Genomic DNA, 15825 nt, shown 5'->3' with positions numbered 1-15825 from the left:
CTCACTAGCAACAAACGCCGTTCTGGCTTGAGCAGTCCGTGCCTCGCTGTGCACTATGGAAAAGCTGTACGGCGGCTTTCGCATTGGCGCGATAGCCGGATATCCGGATTCATGAATGGAAGCACTGAACAATGACGTTTGAAACTGCCGACTCCGTAACCCTCAAGATTTGGGACCGCTCAACCACCCACCACACGCTGGATGCGCTGGTGCACGACTTCTCCGTGCGGCACAACACCTCCAAGTCCAGCATCGCGGTCACCTGCAGCGGGCCCAACACCTTCACCGTCAGCCTCAACGGCAGCGCGGCCAAGGCCACCGCGTTCGACGCCCACTCCCTGTAACAGCGCCCTTTCGGACGCAAAGCGACGACGGCGGGAGTCACCTCCCGCCGTCGTTCGCGTATCCGGGGTGCGTTCACCCCGCGCCGGGCATGTCAGGCGCGGGAGTGCTCGGAAAGGAGCGCGTCGATTTGGCCGGCCGCCTCCTGCATTCCCTCTTCCATACCCATGTCGATCATCTTCTTCATCTGCTCTTCTGATTCGAAGGTGGACAGGATGGTCATGCGGGTGCGGTCGCCGTCGATCTCTTCTAGGGTCACGGTCGCATGGCCGGCCCCGATCTCCTCGACGGGAGCTCCGTTTTCGTCGGCAAAGCCGTCGTCGAACTCCAGCCTGTTCGGAGCTTGGACGGCTGTGATGCGCCACCAGCCGCCGGCTTTCTCGCCGTCGGGACCGGTCATGTAATAGCTGGCCTTCCCGCCCGGCTCGAACTCGAACTGTTCGAACGTCGCGGGCCAAGTGGGTGGACCCCACCAGCGCTCAAGCTGGCGTGGGTCTTCCCAGATTTGCCAGACCTGTTCGGGGCTGGCATCGAACTCGGCGACGAGCGTCAAGCTCAACGCTTCGGGATTCTTGGTGGAACTGATAACCGTCATTGCGGAACCCTTCCTATTTTTCGGCGAGGATGTCTGCGATCCGATCGACGCGCTGCCGCCAGATCGCCTCGTACTCATCGAGCAGCTGACGGGCTTTCTGCAAGCCATCATGGTTGCCCCGCACGATCTGCTCCCTTCCACGCTTCTCCTTCGTTACAAGGGAGGCGCGCTCCAACACCGCCACGTGCTTCTGAACGGCGGCAAAACTCATGGCGTAGAGGGCTGCCAAGCCGGACACCGAATACTCCCCGACCGTCACCCGACGGACAATGTCCCGGCGCGTGGCATCGGAAAACGCCTGGAAGAGGCGGTCAATTTCGGTTTCACTGTGCTGATCTACAACCATTTGGTTGTAGGATATGCCGATGGCGGAGCGGAGTCAACGGCTATGGATAATCGCACTTAGTCGAACTTCAGCGGAGTCCAACCGAAGGGAATCGGGCCTCGCACTTTGGCCCGCTCCCGATCGGATTCGGCGGACCAACCCTGCCCGGAGCTTGCACCTGGAACACCACAGGCGCCGCGCGCCAACCGGAAACCCACATCCTCCAGGCCGGCATCGGGAGCACTACCCCGCCGTACCGACGCACGCACATTCCAGGCTTCGTCAGCCCAGCCACCGCCACGGAATACCCTGTAGTCTCCGTATCTGGCCGGATCCGCATAATCCCAGCACCACTCCCAGACATTGCCGAGCGTGTCGTAGTCGCCGAACCCGTTGGGAGCCTTTAACGCCACGTCGCTGGGCCCGGGCAGCCCATCCTTCGCCGTCCATGCAATCTCGTTGAGCGGACCATAGTGCGGGCCACCTGATCCGGCGCGGCAGGCATACTCCCATTCCGCCTCGGTGGGGAGCCGGTAGCCGTTGGCCCCGACGTTCCATTCGACGCTCCGGCCCGATCGCGCATATACCGGGCCGAGACCTTCCGCTTCAGACGCCGCGTTGCACCAATCGATGGCCTCGAACCAGGTGACGCCGTGTGCTGGACTCCGTGGGTCCGTCAGCTCGCGTCCGGCGGTTGCGGTGAATTCTGCCCGCGTTACTGCAGTCCTTCCAATCTCGAAGGCAACAAGGTCCGCCTGATTGGTGCGGCCGCTACGTGCATCGCGGAGTTCAATGTGGCCACCCGGAAGGCTGAGGAGCTCTGGCGGCTTGATATCCATGGGATCCAAGCCTAGTCCGCGCTCTCTTCACCTCACCCCGTAACAGCGAGTGTCACGCGAGGCAGGCTTTTGGCCGCGGCTGGCATCCGAGCTCCTGGATTTCCGGGGCTCTGCCGGACCCAAGGCCCCAAAAAGTTGCCCGGCGTGACACAACTACGCGGCCGGACGGGCAATTTTTCCGCGGCCAAGGACCGCAACAACCTCCGCAACCATGGCTTCCGCTTCATGGACCACGTCCGAGTAGTAGTAACGAAGCACGGTATAGCCCTGAACCACGGACGAGTTGGTACGGCGATGGTCTTTCTTTACCTGCCGCCAATCCGCATGGTGACGACCGTCGAGTTCCACCAAAAGCCAACCGTCCAGCAACAGATCCATGTAGCCCACGCCGTCGAGATAGAACTGTGGCTGGACGTGGATTCCGGCCCTCCGGAAGTAGGTCCGGGCCAGCGTCTCGAGCATCGAGTCAGCCCCGCGATCCACCCAGCGTAGAACCTCGCGTGCCTTGCCGTTTCGCTTTCCCGGCAGCCGCTCCCGCAGGAATCCCACTGTCATGTCACCCCGGGCCACTGCACACTCCACCATGACCAAGGATTCCTGCCAGGGCAGGCAGCGCAATGCATGGATCAGGACATCTGCCAGGGAAACCACTGGTCTGTGCGGATGCGCGGGGAGCAGCAAACCACCGTGATGCAGGACGTCGCAGGCACCTTGGTTGCGCCTCTGGTGTACGTGCAACGGCCCGGACTGGTCAATAACCCACAAGCCGTAGAACGGGGCCGCACTGACGCAGGTCCGTATTTGGCGGTTCCGGACAAGGGCAACATCGGCGACGGATGCCGAAGCCAGCGCGTAGACGCCGCGCGCCGGTTGTTCCACACCGCGGCGGACCGCACTCCTCAGCTGGCCGTCGGTGATGCCAAGACGCGCCAGCACGGGCCTTCGCGCCACACCCCCACAGAGGTCAAGCGCCTTTTCAACATCCATATAGCCATCGTGCGGGCCCCGGCAGGTCTGCGTCACCCTCGGCACGCCCTATGTGCAAAACCAAACGTCACGCCTGGCACGTTTTTAGCTGCCGGCCACCACCAACAACCCGGATTTCCGGGCTTCTCCCTGACCCAAGGGGCCAAAAAGTTGCCCGGCGTGACAGATTCCTAGACCTCAGCCACCGGCGCCGCGAACTGGGCTTCATACAGCCTTGAATAGGCCCCACCCGAGGCCAGCAGTTCCGCATGGGTGCCTTGTTCCACGATCTGGCCGGCTTCCATCACCAGGATGAGGTTGGCGTCGCGGATCGTGGAGAGGCGGTGCGCGATCACAAAGCTCGTCCGGTCAGAACGCAGGGCATTCATGGCTTTCTGAACCAGAACCTCGGTCCGGGTGTCCACGGAGCTCGTGGCCTCGTCCAGAATCAAGACTGACGGACGGGCCAGGAACGCACGGGCGATGGTGAGCAGCTGCTTCTCACCGGCGGAAACGTTGCTGCCTTCGTCGTCGAGCACTGTGTCGTAGCCCTCAGGGAGGGAGTGCACAAAACGGTCCACGTACGTTGCTTGCGCGGCCTCCAGAATCTCGGCTTCGGTGGCATCGGGCCGTCCATATGCGATGTTGTCCCGGATGGTCCCGCCGAAGAGCCACGTGTCCTGGAGGACCATGCCCATCCGCGAGCGCAGCTCGTAGCGGGACATCGAGGCGACGTCGACGCCGTCGAGCGTTATCCGCCCGGCGTCGAGCTCGTAGAAGCGCATCATGAGGTTCACAAGGGTGGTCTTGCCTGCTCCAGTGGGTCCGACGATCGCCACAGACTGGCCGGGTTCGGCTACCAGGCTCAGATCCTGGATCAGCGGCTTGTCCGCCGAGTAGGAGAAGGAAATGTTCTCGAACACCAAGCGCCCGCGCGTCACTTCGGGAACAGCCGAGGGCTCAGGATCAGCGCTTTGCTCTTCGGTATCGAGCAGCGAGAAGACGCGTTCCGCGGACGCGACACCCGACTGGAGCAGATTGGCCATTGAACCAAGCTGGGCCAGGGGCTGCGTGAACTGCCGGGAGTACTGGATGAAGGCCTGGACATCGCCCAACTGCATGGCACCGGAGGCTACCTGCAGGCCACCCACCACGGCGATCCCGACATAGACCAGGTTGCCGATGAATGTCAGTGCCGGCATGATCAAGCCGCTGATGAACTGGGCGCCGAAGCTGGCCGAGAACAACTCTGCATTTTTCTCGCGGAACCGCTCCTCAACTTCACGCTGGCGGCCGAACACCTTTACGAGCGCGTGGCCGGTGTAGGTTTCTTCGATCTGCCCGTTCAGCTCGCCGGTGTTCTTCCACTGGGCCACGAACAGCTTCTGCGAGCGCTTGGCAATCAGCACGGTGGTCACCAGCGTCAACGGCACCGTGACCAGGGTGATAAACGCCAGAATCGGCGAGAGCAGGAACATCATGAGGATGACGCCGGCCACCGTGAGCAGGGACGTGACCGCCTGGCTGATGGACTGTTGGAGGCTTTGCGAAATGTTGTCGACGTCGTTGGTCACGCGGCTGAGCAGCTCGCCGCGCTGCACCGAATCGAAATAGCGCAGCGGAAGCCGGTTGATTTTCGCTTCGATCTGTTCGCGGAGCCGGTACACCGTCCGCTGCACGACGCCGTTGAGCACGTACGCCTGAATCCAGCCGAACGCTGAGGCCAGGACATACAAGACCAGCACCCACAGCAGGATCGAGGACAACGCCCCGAAGTCGATTCCGATGCCGGGAGTCAGGTCCATGCCTTTCAACATGTCCGCTTTGGAGCCCTGGCCGGAAGCGCGCAATCCCTCGATGACCTGTTCCTTGCTCACCCCGGCCGGAAGTTGCTTGGAGACAACGCCGGCGAAGATCAGGTTGGTGCCTTGGCCCAGGAGCCGGGGGCCGATCACAGATAGGGTCACGCTCGCGACGGCGAGGAAGAGTACCAGGGTCAGCCACAAGCGCTCGGGCCGCAGCGTGCCCAGGAGACGCTTGGCCGAGGGCAGGAAGTTCATGGCTTTTTCGGCCGGGATGCTCATTCCGGCGAAGGGTCCGCCGCGGCCTGGCCCCATCGGGGGACGCTGCGGGCGGTTGGCGGTACTGGGTGCGCTGCTCATGCCGCCTCCTCCGCTGCCAGTTGCGAGGAAACTATCTCACGGTACGTTTCTGAAGTCTCCAACAACTCGTCGTGGGTTCCGCGCCCCACCAGCCGCCCGTCGTCGAGCACTAAAATCTGCTCAGCATCCGCGATGCTGGATACCCGCTGCGCAATGATGACCATGGTGGCGCCCGAAGTGTGGCGCTTGAGTGCCTGGCGGAGCCTGGCGTCGGTGGCCGTGTCCAACGATGAGAAGGAGTCGTCGAAGATGTAGAGCTCGGGCTGCTTCACGAGTGCCCGCGCGATGGCGAGTCGCTGGCGTTGTCCGCCGGAAACGTTGGTGCCGCCCTGCGAGATCGGAGCATCAAGGCCGCCCTCCATCTCCTCGACGAAGTCCTGGGCCTGGGCGATAGAAAGCGCCCGCCACAGTTCTTCCTCCGTGGCGTCGGGCTTGCCGTAGAGGAGGTTGCTGCGCACCGTGCCGGAGAACAGGTAGGGCTTTTGCGGGACCAGACCAATGTGCCCCCACAAAAGGTCCGGGTGCAGTTCGCGGACGTCGACGTCGTCGATCCGCACCGAGCCGCTGCTCGCGTCGAATAGCCGTGGCAGCAAATTCACCAAGGTAGTCTTGCCCGCGCCCGTGCTGCCGATGATCGCCGTCGTCTGCCCTGCGCGTGCCCGGAAGCTGATGCCGCTCAGGACGGGCTGCTCGGCACCTGGGTAGGCGAATCCGACGTCGAGCAATTCCAGCTCGCCGCGGCCGGCGGTCTCCGTCACTGGATTCTCGGGAGGCCGCACGCTCGATTGGGTCTCCAGCACCTGCCCGATGCGGTCCGCCGAAACAGCAGCGCGCGGGATCATGACGGCCATGAACGTCGCCATCATGACGGACATGAGGATCTGCATGAGGTAGCTCAGGAAGGCGATCAACGTGCCTACCTGCATGGAACCGTCGTCGATCCGGAACGACCCGAACCAGATCACGGCCACGCTGGAGACGTTGAGCACCAGCATCACTACCGGAAACATGAGGGCCATGAGCCGCCCGGCGCGCAGCGCCATCTCCGTGACGTCCTGGTTGGCCGAGGCGAAGCGTTCTGTCTCCATGTCCTCGCGCACGAACGCGCGCACCACGCGGATGCCTGCCAACTGTTCGCGGAGCACGCGGTTCACGGTGTCGATCCGGACCTGCATCTTGCGGAACAACGGCACCATCCGGCTCACAATGAGGCCCACAGCAACGAGCAATACGGGGACGCTCACGGCAATCAGCCAGGACAACTGGGCATCCTGCCGGACCGCCATGATCACCCCACCGATGCTGAGCATGGGCGCCGCAACCATGAGCGTGCAGGACATCAGGACGAGCTGCTGGACCTGCTGCACGTCGTTGGTTGAACGCGTGATCAGCGACGGCGCACCGAAGCGGGTGACCTCCTGCTCGGAGAACTCCCCCACCCTCGTGAAAATAGCGCCGCGCAAGTCCCGCCCCAGGCCCATGGCGGCTTTCGCGCCGAAGTACACAGCCGTGATCGAACACGCGATCTGCAGGAGGGTGATGAGCAACATGAGGCTGCCGGTGCCCAGGATGTACCCGGTATCCCCCTTGGCCACGCCTTCGTCAATGATGTCCGCATTCAGTGTGGGCAGGTACAGCGACGCGATGGACTGCGCCAACTGGAAAATGACGACGGCGATCAGCAGCCGCCGATGTGGCCGCAGATACTGAACGAGAAGTTTCCAGAGCATCGTTCTCCAACTCACGTAGTGATTCGAAGGCCAGTCTACGACTGGTTGCTGGGGGCAACTAGGGCTTTCCCTCAGGGCGAAGCGTAGCGGGATGCGTGCCGCCGTCGTACTCGGACAGTAGGCTGGAAACGCTCGGCAAGATCCGCTACGAAAGGACCGTAGTCATGGCTTACATCACCGTCGGAAATGAAAACAGCACCGAGATCGAGATCTACTACGAAGACCACGGGACCGGCCAGGCAGTGGTCCTTATCCACGGCTATCCCCTGGATGGTTCGTCCTGGGAAAAGCAGACCGCCGCACTGCTCAACGCCGGCTACCGCGTCGTCACCTACGACCGCCGCGGCTTCGGCAAGTCCGGCAAGCCGACCGTCGGCTACGACTACGACACCTTCGCCGCGGACCTGAACACGCTTCTGGAAGCACTGAATCTCAACGACGCCGTACTGGTGGGCTTCTCGATGGGTACAGGCGAAGTGGCCCGCTACCTTGGCACTTATGGCTCGGGCCGGGTGGCGAAGGCCGTGTTCCTTTCGTCCTTGGAGCCGTTCCTCCTTCAGACCGAGGACAACCCCGGAGGCGTCCCGCAGTCGGTGTTCGACGGACTTTCCGAAGCCGTCATTTCCGATCGCTACGCTTTCTTCACCGAATTCTTCAACAACTTCTACAACGCCTCCACTTTCCTCGGAACGCACCGCCTGAGCCATGAAGCAGTCACCGCCAGCTGGAACCTGGCAGCCCAGTCAGGTGCCTACGCCGCGGTGGCCGCGCAGCCCACGTGGCTCACCGATTTCCGCGCCGACATCCCCAAGATCGACGTGCCCGCCTTGATCGTGCACGGCACCGCGGACAACATCCTCCCCATCGACGTCACCGGCCGGCGGTTCGCAGAGGCTCTCCCCGGCGCCGAGTATGTGGAGATCGACGGCGCGCCGCACGGCTTGCTGTGGACGCATGGCGCTGAGGTCAACCAGGCCTTGCTCGGATTCCTCGCAAAGTAGGGAGATTCCTGACAAAAAATTAGGACGAAACTAACTGAATATCGCGGGAACCTTAACTCCTCTGGTCCAGTCTTAATGCAAGCACAGGCGGAACCCACCCGCCGGCGAAAGCACCAAAGCTGCAAGGGGAGCAGGAACGGCCATGAAGACAACCACAGCCCTGGACGAGGTTACCGCCATCAATGGCGTGATCACCGATCAGCAACCCGTTGACTTCCATACTCTGGGGCTCGCGGGCTGCATCGACCGATTGGCCGCGCCGCTCCGCCGACAAGGGACCGAAATCCACTGGGAGACACCGCACCATGGTGTCGAAATCTCGTCCGGCTCCGCTTCCTTGCTCTACCACGCCGCCAAGGAAGTCCTCAGCAACGCGTTCAAGTTCGCGCACGCCCACGACGTCACCGTCCGGCTCGCCGCCGTTTACCACGGGATCCGGCTGACAGTCACGGACAACGGCGCCGGCTTCGACAACCAGGCAACGCCCGCCGGCGCACACCACGGATTCGGTCTCCGCCTCATGTCCATCGCCGTCAGCGAAGTGGGCGGGGACGTCTCCGTCGTCTCCAGTCCAGGCAACGGAACCTGCGTAACCGTCACTTTGCCACTCGACTGATAACTGCCGATGCCCGACGGCGGCGGGCCCCGCCGTCGTCGTCACGCCACGCACCTTTTTGGTCGCTCCAACCTCCCTCCGACCGGGAATTCCGGGCCGATCCAGGTGCCGCGCCTCCAAAAACGTGCTCAGCGTGACGCCTGAGACATGACACCTGAGGAAATCGCCTTAGGAGAACTCCTTCAATGCCTCTGTGAGCAGCCCGCCCGGAGAACCCAGCCGCACGTGGACGCCGTCGGAGGCCACCAGTTCGCCAGCGATCACGACGGCGGTGACGTCGCTCGCCGTCGCGCTGAACGCGAACTGCTGCGGCATGGAACCGGCTGTCCGCACCGAGTCCGGAGCCACGGCCATGAGGTCGCACACCGCACCTACCTCAAGCGCAGACCCTATGGGTGTAGCCATGGAAGCCGTTGCTCCGATGGTGGCCGCGTGCAGCAGTTCCCGAGGTGAGAACCTGCCCCGTTGGCCGGAGCCGAGGCGTTCTCCGTGTTCCAAAGCGCGCATTTCGACCCAGGGATCGATCACGGCGTGTTGGTCGGTGCCCAGCGCGATGGTTGAGCCGGCGTCGGACAAGGCGCGAGCTGGTCCGATCCCGTCGGCGAGGTCGGCTTCGGTGCTGGGACACATCACCACGGTGGCGCCCGCGTCCCCGAGGAGCTGGATGTCTTCCGGCGTCAGGTGGGTCGCATGGACGGCGGAGAGCCGCCGGGACAGCAGGCCGTGCCGGGCAAGAAGTCCGGTGGGGGTGACTCCGTAAGCCCGCAGGCAGGCCTCGTTCTCAGCCGGTTGTTCGCTGAGGTGGATGTGGAGCGGAATGTCGGCAGGCAGTTGCCGCGCGACGGTCTTGAGTGCCTCCTCGGGCACTCCGCGGACGGAATGCAGGGCCGCTCCCACGCCAACCATTTCCGGCGGAAAGGTCCGCACTACCTCTGCCCGCAGTGAAGCGAGCCGGTCCAACCAAGCCTGGGTATCGGCGTCGCCAAACCGTGCCTGTTCCGGGCTCAGCGGTGTCCCGATCCCTCCCGCAAGATACAAGGTGTCCAGCAAGGTCAGACGGATCCCGGCCGCCACGGCCGCCCTCGCCAACGCCAATTCCATCGCGTGCGGCTCCGGGTAAGGCGTTCCTTCTCGCTGGTGGTGGACGTAGTGGAACTCGGCCACGCTGCTGAAGCCCGACACCACCATTTCAGTGAAGACTGCCGTAGCGAGCTTCTCGTATTTCTCCGGTGTCAGTTCCGCCGCGCTCCGATACATTTGCTCCCGCCAGACCCAGAAGTCACCGCGTCCATCATGCGTCCGCCCGCGCAGGATCCGGTGAAAAGCGTGCGAATGGGCGTTGGCCGCGGCGGGGAAGACCACACCGTTCAAGATTCGGTCACCCGTCTCGGGCTGGACCGCTGTAGAGATCCCGGCGATGCGGCCCTCGCGCACTTCCAGCCGAACACCGGTGGCTGCAACCGCGCCGCCGGCGCTGCCGCCGTCGGGGTTTACCAAGGCCGTTTCGCACCAGAACCCGCTCACAGGAGTCCCTCCAGAACGTCGGCAAGGGCCGCGGCGCCGGCTGAGGCGTCCTCGTCGGCCACGTATTCTTCCGGGGAATGCGAGATTCCGCTCGGGTTGCGGACGAAAAGCATCGCCGAGGGGACATGTCCAGCCAAGACTCCGGCGTCATGCCCGGCGCCGGTTGCCAGCACCGGCGCGCCGGGCAGGAGCTCGCCGATGCGTCTGCTGAGGGCGGAATCAAAATGCACGGTGTCGCTGTAGGACTCCTCGGTGAGGCTGACGGTGCATCCCTCGCTCGCCGCGATTTCCCGGGCCGCACGGTAGATCGATTCGATCAGTTGTGCCGTCACGGCGTCGTCGGGATGGCGAGCGTCAAGCCACAGATCCACGCGCGAGGCAATCACGTTGGTGCCCCCGGGAACCGGGGTCAAGCGACCGACCGTGGCCCGCGCATCCGGCTGCTTCGCCGCGGTGTCACGGACGGCGACGACGATCTGCGCGGCCGCGACCATCGGATCGGCACGGTCGGTCATGAGCGTGGTCCCGGCGTGGTTGCCTTGGCCGCTGACGCTCAGCTTCCAGCGGCCATGGCCCAGGATGGAGCTTCCGACGGCGATGGCCGGGCCGCTTTGGCCCAGCCCCTTCCCCTGTTCGACGTGGAGTTCGACGAAGTCGCCGATTCGAGCCAAGGCTTCCGGATCGGGGCCGACGTGCCGGGGATCCAGACCATTGCGACGGGCGACGTCGGCGAAAGTGTTGCCGTCCACGTCGCGAAGGTTCAGCGCCTTGTCGACGTCGATGGCGCCGGTCAATAGGCGCGAGCCCAGGCAGGCCACGCCAAAGCGGGATCCTTCCTCTTCCGGGAAGACCGTGATGGCCAGGGAACGCCCCGGCTCAAGACCGCGGGAAACGAGGATGTCGACGGCGGCGAGGGCGGAGGCGACGCCGAGCGGCCCGTCGAAGGCCCCTCCTCCGGGGACGGAGTCCAGGTGGCTTCCTGTGACGAGGGCGCCGTCCTGGGGTTTTCCCCACCAGGCCCAGATAATGCCGTTCCGGTCGGTCTCGACCCGAAGGCCCCTCCGTTGGGCTTGCTCGATGAACCACTGCCTGAGGTCGAGCTCGGGCGTCGAATAGACCGCCCTGGAGTATCCTCCGCGGACCGCATCGCGGCCCACGTCCTTGATTGAGTCAAGGAGCTGATTGACGGTTTCCACGTGTTCCTCCGATTAATGAAGACTGCCACCAAGTAAAAACCACATGCCACCCAATGACAAGACCCTGAACGTAGAAACACGACAATTAACCGGCCCGAAACACTACCGATACACCCTGACGTCACAGGATGTCTCAAATCCCGGAACTTCAGACAATTTCCACAAAACTATTGCCATCCGATGAAAGTTGATTTTTACTTAGTGGCAAGACATGGTGATCCAGACCACTTGAAAGCAGGCCAAGCAGTGGCAGCAGATTCCTCCACACGGACGGTCGAAAGGGCTTTGGCCCTCCTGAGCGCGGTCTGCACCGATGGCTCCATCAGCCTGAGCGACGCAGCACGCGTTGTTGACTTGTCGGCCAGCACCGCACTCCGTCTCCTCCGCACCTTGGAAGGCAGTGGATTCGTGAAGCGGGATCCGGGCGGAAACTTCCGTCCCGGCGCCAGCGTGATCCAATTGGGAGCCCTCGCGTTGGGACAGGAGTCCCTCGTATCGCTCTGCACGCCACACATGAAGCGGCTCGTGGCTGAAACGGGCGAGTCCTGCTATTTGAGCATTCCCGGTCCTGGGGAAACCGGAATCTACATTGCCATCGTCGAAGGTACCCGCTCTGTCCGGCACACCAGCTGGGTCGGCAGGAGCATTCCGCTGGAAGGATCGGCCGCTGGCAAGGTCCTCACCGGCGGGCAGAACGGCCGCGGCTTCGCCATCGTGCGAAGCGGCGTCGAAGACGACATCACGGCCGTCGCCGCACCCATTGTGATCGGCGGCCGCACCGTGGCAGCCCTCAGCATCGTCGCACCGAGCTACCGCTTGGACGAAGCGAAGGCCCAGACATTTGGCGAGGAACTGGCGAGGGTGGCGAACAGCATCCTCGTGGAACCCTCCGGAGACCATGAAGTGCCCCAGGAAAGCATGGAAAAGAAATGATCAAGTTCGAAAATGTCACCAAGGCGTACCCGGACGGGACGGTCGCCGTCGACGGCCTGAACCTCGAGGCGCCCACCGGCAAGTTGACCATCCTGGTTGGCCCATCCGGATGTGGCAAGACCACTTCGCTGAGGATGATCAACCGCCTCATCGAACCCACCAGCGGTACCATCTACCTCGATGACCAGCCGACGTCCGGCATGGACGCGGCCTTGCTGCGGCGCCGGATCGGCTACGTCATCCAGCACGCAGGCCTCTTCCCGCACCGCACCATCGTCGACAACGTGGCAACGATGCCCGTGCTGCTCGGCGAGAGCAGGCAGAAGGCCCGCATGAAAGCCCTCGAACTCATGGAGCGCGTCGGACTCCCTGCGAGCTTCGCCAAGCGCTACCCGTGGCAGCTCTCCGGCGGACAGCAGCAGCGCGTCGGCGTGGCCCGGGCTTTGGCTTCGGATCCGTCCTTCATGCTCATGGACGAACCCTTCAGCGCGGTTGACCCCGTGGTCCGCGCGCAGCTCCAGGAGGAGTTCCTCCGGCTGCAGCGAGAGATCGGCAAGACCATCATCATGGTCACCCACGACATCGACGAGGCCCTCAAGCTCGGCGACCAGGTTGCCGTGATGCGCGTCGGCGGAAAACTCGCCCAGATGGCGACCCCGTCGGAACTGCTGACCTCCCCTGCTGACGAATTCGTGGCCGACTTCGTCGGACGTGACCGTGGCTATCGTTCCCTCGGTTTCACCAACGCGGCCGGCACGGTAGCTGTTGCCGAAGAAGCTGTCGTCACCCTTGGCGCCTCTGCCGCCGAGGCACAAAGCAAGGCCACAGGAGCCTGGGTGCTGGTGGTCGACGGCGGACGGAAACCGCTCGGCTGGGCACAAGCGGATCTCATTCGCGGCGAACTCAAGAGGGAGCACCTTAACCTCAGCGGCACCTCCGCATCATCGTCCGGGACCATGCGTCAGTTGCTCGACGCCGCACTTTCCTCCCCGAGCCGTCGCGGCGTCGTCGTCAATGAACACGGCGAGCTCATCGGCACAGTGACGGCCACCGACGTCGTCAAGGCGATCGAGGCCGAGCCGCACCTGGAGACGGCGCGATGAACTTTGAATGGCTGGGCCGCCAGTCCGACAACATCGTGTTCCTCCTTGGCTGGCACGTGCTGCTCGCCGTCACGCCCCTCATCCTGGGCCTGCTGATCGCACTCCCGCTTGGCTGGTGGGCACACCGTAGCCGCCGGATCTACCCCCTTCTGGTGGGCGTGGCGGGCCTGCTGTACACGGTCCCTTCCCTCGCCCTGTTCGTCCTGCTGCCGCTGGTCCTTGGCACCAAGATCCTGGACCCGCTCAACATCGTGGCAGCTTTGACCATCTACACCGTGGCGCTGCTGGTCCGCGTAGTGGCTGATGCCCTGGATTCCGTCCCGGAAGACACCGTCCAAGCCGCCAAGGCCATGGGCTACCGCGGGTATCAGAGCCTGGTGAAAGTGGAGCTGCCCGTAGGCGTCCCCGTCATCAGCGCCGGACTCCGCGTCGCGGCGGTCTCCAACGTGAGCCTCGTTTCCGTGGCAGCGTTGCTAGGCATCCCGCAGCTCGGCTCGCTCTTCACCCAAGGCTTCCAGTTGCGGTTCTTCACCCCGATCATCGCCGGCATCATCCTCTGCGTGGTCCTGGCCATGGTCCTTGATGGACTGATCATCCTCCTCAACCGGTGGCTGACACCGTGGACCCCCAAGGTGGTGGCATCATGATCAACTACTTGTTCAATCCCGCGCATTGGAGCGGTGCCGACGGCATCCCCACCTTGATCGGTGAGCACCTCCTCTACTCCCTCATCGCCTTGGTCGTCGCGGCCATCATCGCAGTTCCGCTCGGCATCTACATCGGAGTCACGGGCAAGGGCGTCTTCATGATCGCAGGCCTGGCCAACGCACTCCGCGCCCTCCCCAGCGTGGGCCTGCTGATCCTCTTGGTCCTGCTGATCTCGCCCGCTTTCCCGTCCAAGATGGGCTACATCCTGCCGAGCCTCATAGTTCTGGTGCTCCTCGCGGTCCCACCGATCCTGACCAACACCTACGCCGGCGTCCGCGCGGTGGACGCTGCCGCCGTCGACGCCGCCAAGGGCATGGGCTTCCGCACCATGAAAATCCTCACGGACATCCAGCTCCCTTGCTCGCTCCCGCTTATGCTGTCCGGCGTCCGCAGCGCACTGCTGCAGATCATCTCGACGGCGACCATCGCGGCGTACATTTCGCTCGGCGGCCTCGGACGGCTGCTGATCGACGGCAAAGCACAGAACGACTACAGCCAGATGGTTGCCGGCGCCGTACTCGTTGCGCTGTTGGCCCTGTTCTTCGACCAATTGCTCGCCTTCATTACCCGCAGGGTCGTCTCACCCGGACTGACCCGGCGCACCGTCAAGGCGGCCGCCCCGGCCGCTACGTCCGACACCGTGAAAACCCCCGTCACGGTCTAGCTCCGTACCCCGTTCATGCTCGTCGGGCGCCGTGCCCGACGGCAGCAATACACCCCAACTTGGCCACCGCATGCCCTGCAACGGCCCTCCAAGAGAGATTGACATGAAAAAGTACCTGACTGGTTTCGCCCTGGCGGCAGCCACCGCCATCGCCCTGAGCGCTTGTGGCGGTGGGGATCCCATGAGTTCCACCAACAACAATTCCCAGGCCGCAGGATCGACGGACAGCATCATCGTGGGCTCAGCGGACTTCCCGGAAAGCCAGCTCATCGCGAAGATCTACGCCGAGGCCCTCAAAGCCAAGGGCGTCCAGGTCACGGAAAAGCCCAGCATCGGCAGCCGCGAAGTCACCATCCCCGCACTGAAGGACGGTTCCATCGACCTCATGCCGGAATATGGCGGGGCCCTGTTGCAGTACCTTGATGCCTCCACCAAAGCGGTCACCTCGGATGAAGTCACGAAAGAGCTGAGCACCAAGATCCCGTCCGGGCTCACCCAGCTGACAGCATCCAAGGCACAGGACAAGGACGTGTTGGCAGTCAAGAAGGAAACCGCCGACAAGTACAACCTCAAGTCCATCAGCGACCTCCAGCCTGCTGCCAAGGATCTCGTTCTCGGCGGCCCGCCGGAGTGGAAGACCCGTATTAATGGTGTTGCCGGCCTGAAGTCGGTCTACAACCTCGACTTCAAGGAATTCTCAGCGCTCGACGCCGGCGGCCCACTGACGCTGAACGCTCTCCTTTCCGGTCAAGTACAGGTTGCCGACCTTTTCAGCACCGATCCCGCAATCGCTGCCAACAACCTGGTTGCCCTCGAAGACAACAAGAACCTGTTCTTGTCCGAGAACATCGTTCCGGTCATCAACCAGAAGAAGGCCAGCGACACCGTCAAGAGCGTGCTGGACAAGGTGTCCGCCGCGTTGACCACCGATGACCTGATCCAGATGAACGGCAGGACGGCCAAGTTCGAGGACATGGGACAGATCGCCCAGGACTGGCTCAAGTCCAAGAACCTGGCCTAGTTCGAGCAAGAAGCAACTAGACCAGAAGACTGAGGAGTACAAAGAATGGCATCCGCCGATTTCACTACCGGAGCCCGTCCTGTCCGGGCCGCGCGCGGCA

16 protein-coding genes are annotated in these 15825 nt (G+C 63.4%); 8 read left to right on the top strand and 8 right to left on the bottom strand.

Going from position 1 to position 15825, the window contains the following annotated elements:
* The first annotated feature begins 131 nt into the window (after nucleotides 1-131).
* The gene (locus tag QRN59_RS19475) at nucleotides 132-344 is read left to right on the top strand and encodes a hypothetical protein (protein ID WP_284984110.1); all 213 of its coding nucleotides are present in this window, start codon (nucleotides 132-134) and stop codon (nucleotides 342-344) included.
* Nucleotides 345-436: 92 nt separating this feature from the next.
* Here the strand turns inward: QRN59_RS19475 and QRN59_RS19470 are convergent, their stop codons facing one another.
* The 6 genes from QRN59_RS19470 to QRN59_RS19445 all read right to left on the bottom strand — a co-directional run bounded on the left by QRN59_RS19470 (nucleotide 437) and on the right by QRN59_RS19445 (nucleotide 6959).
* Nucleotides 437-937 carry an SRPBCC family protein gene (locus QRN59_RS19470; protein WP_284984109.1) on the bottom strand — a complete coding sequence of 167 codons (501 nt, stop codon included), beginning with the start codon at nucleotides 935-937 and terminating at the stop codon, nucleotides 437-439.
* 13 nt (nucleotides 938-950) lie between these two features.
* Complete coding sequence (locus tag QRN59_RS19465) at nucleotides 951-1283, bottom strand: ArsR/SmtB family transcription factor (protein ID WP_284984108.1); 333 nt, start codon at nucleotides 1281-1283, stop codon at nucleotides 951-953.
* Between the two features lie 56 nt (nucleotides 1284-1339).
* Nucleotides 1340-2101 carry a formylglycine-generating enzyme family protein gene (locus QRN59_RS19460; RefSeq protein ID WP_284984106.1) on the bottom strand — a complete coding sequence of 254 codons (762 nt, stop codon included), beginning with the start codon at nucleotides 2099-2101 and terminating at the stop codon, nucleotides 1340-1342.
* A 153-nt stretch (nucleotides 2102-2254) separates the two neighbouring features.
* Nucleotides 2255-3088, bottom strand: a complete 834-nt coding sequence (locus tag QRN59_RS19455; RefSeq protein ID WP_284984104.1) for a DUF559 domain-containing protein — start codon at nucleotides 3086-3088, stop codon at nucleotides 2255-2257.
* Nucleotides 3089-3258: 170 nt separating this feature from the next.
* Complete coding sequence (locus QRN59_RS19450; RefSeq protein ID WP_284984102.1) at nucleotides 3259-5229, bottom strand: ABC transporter ATP-binding protein; 1971 nt, start codon at nucleotides 5227-5229, stop codon at nucleotides 3259-3261.
* The gene (locus QRN59_RS19445; RefSeq protein ID WP_284984183.1) at nucleotides 5226-6959 is read right to left on the bottom strand and encodes an ABC transporter ATP-binding protein; all 1734 of its coding nucleotides are present in this window, start codon (nucleotides 6957-6959) and stop codon (nucleotides 5226-5228) included. Before QRN59_RS19445 ends, QRN59_RS19450 begins: the two co-directional genes overlap by 4 nt.
* A 164-nt stretch (nucleotides 6960-7123) precedes the next feature.
* On the opposite strand from QRN59_RS19445, the gene QRN59_RS19440 reads away from it, so the two are divergent.
* Nucleotides 7124-7960 carry an alpha/beta fold hydrolase gene (locus tag QRN59_RS19440; protein ID WP_284984101.1) on the top strand — a complete coding sequence of 279 codons (837 nt, stop codon included), beginning with the start codon at nucleotides 7124-7126 and terminating at the stop codon, nucleotides 7958-7960.
* A 142-nt stretch (nucleotides 7961-8102) separates the two neighbouring features.
* Complete coding sequence (locus tag QRN59_RS19435; RefSeq protein WP_284984099.1) at nucleotides 8103-8576, top strand: sensor histidine kinase; 474 nt, start codon at nucleotides 8103-8105, stop codon at nucleotides 8574-8576.
* Nucleotides 8577-8744: 168 nt separating this feature from the next.
* Here QRN59_RS19435 and QRN59_RS19430 read toward each other — a convergent pair whose 3' ends face one another.
* Both QRN59_RS19430 and QRN59_RS19425 read right to left on the bottom strand, forming a co-directional pair.
* The gene (locus QRN59_RS19430) at nucleotides 8745-10100 is read right to left on the bottom strand and encodes a formimidoylglutamate deiminase (RefSeq protein ID WP_284984097.1); all 1356 of its coding nucleotides are present in this window, start codon (nucleotides 10098-10100) and stop codon (nucleotides 8745-8747) included.
* Nucleotides 10097-11296 carry an allantoate amidohydrolase gene (locus QRN59_RS19425; RefSeq protein WP_284984095.1) on the bottom strand — a complete coding sequence of 400 codons (1200 nt, stop codon included), beginning with the start codon at nucleotides 11294-11296 and terminating at the stop codon, nucleotides 10097-10099. Before QRN59_RS19425 ends, QRN59_RS19430 begins: the two co-directional genes overlap by 4 nt.
* 201 nt (nucleotides 11297-11497) lie before the next feature.
* On the opposite strand from QRN59_RS19425, the gene QRN59_RS19420 reads away from it, so the two are divergent.
* From QRN59_RS19420 to QRN59_RS19400, 5 genes are all read left to right on the top strand, one after another.
* Nucleotides 11498-12229, top strand: a complete 732-nt coding sequence (locus tag QRN59_RS19420; protein WP_502871093.1) for an IclR family transcriptional regulator — start codon at nucleotides 11498-11500, stop codon at nucleotides 12227-12229.
* Nucleotides 12226-13332, top strand: coding sequence for an ABC transporter ATP-binding protein (locus QRN59_RS19415; RefSeq protein ID WP_284984093.1), 1107 nt, complete (start codon nucleotides 12226-12228; stop codon nucleotides 13330-13332). Before QRN59_RS19420 ends, QRN59_RS19415 begins: the two co-directional genes overlap by 4 nt.
* Nucleotides 13329-13979: an ABC transporter permease gene (locus tag QRN59_RS19410; protein ID WP_284984092.1), complete on the top strand. Its 651-nt coding sequence runs from the start codon at nucleotides 13329-13331 to the stop codon at nucleotides 13977-13979. The genes QRN59_RS19415 and QRN59_RS19410 overlap by 4 nt, the downstream gene beginning before the upstream one ends.
* Nucleotides 13976-14704, top strand: a complete 729-nt coding sequence (locus tag QRN59_RS19405; RefSeq protein ID WP_284984091.1) for an ABC transporter permease — start codon at nucleotides 13976-13978, stop codon at nucleotides 14702-14704. Before QRN59_RS19410 ends, QRN59_RS19405 begins: the two co-directional genes overlap by 4 nt.
* Before the next feature lie 103 nt (nucleotides 14705-14807).
* Nucleotides 14808-15725: an ABC transporter substrate-binding protein gene (locus tag QRN59_RS19400; RefSeq protein WP_284984090.1), complete on the top strand. Its 918-nt coding sequence runs from the start codon at nucleotides 14808-14810 to the stop codon at nucleotides 15723-15725.
* Nucleotides 15726-15825 lie beyond the last annotated feature (100 nt).

Source organism: Arthrobacter sp. efr-133-TYG-118, assembly GCF_030209755.1.
GTDB lineage: Bacteria > Actinomycetota > Actinomycetes > Actinomycetales > Micrococcaceae > Arthrobacter.
The sequence above is the reverse complement of the archived record's forward strand: the minus strand, read 5'-3'. Positions and strand labels throughout refer to the sequence as shown.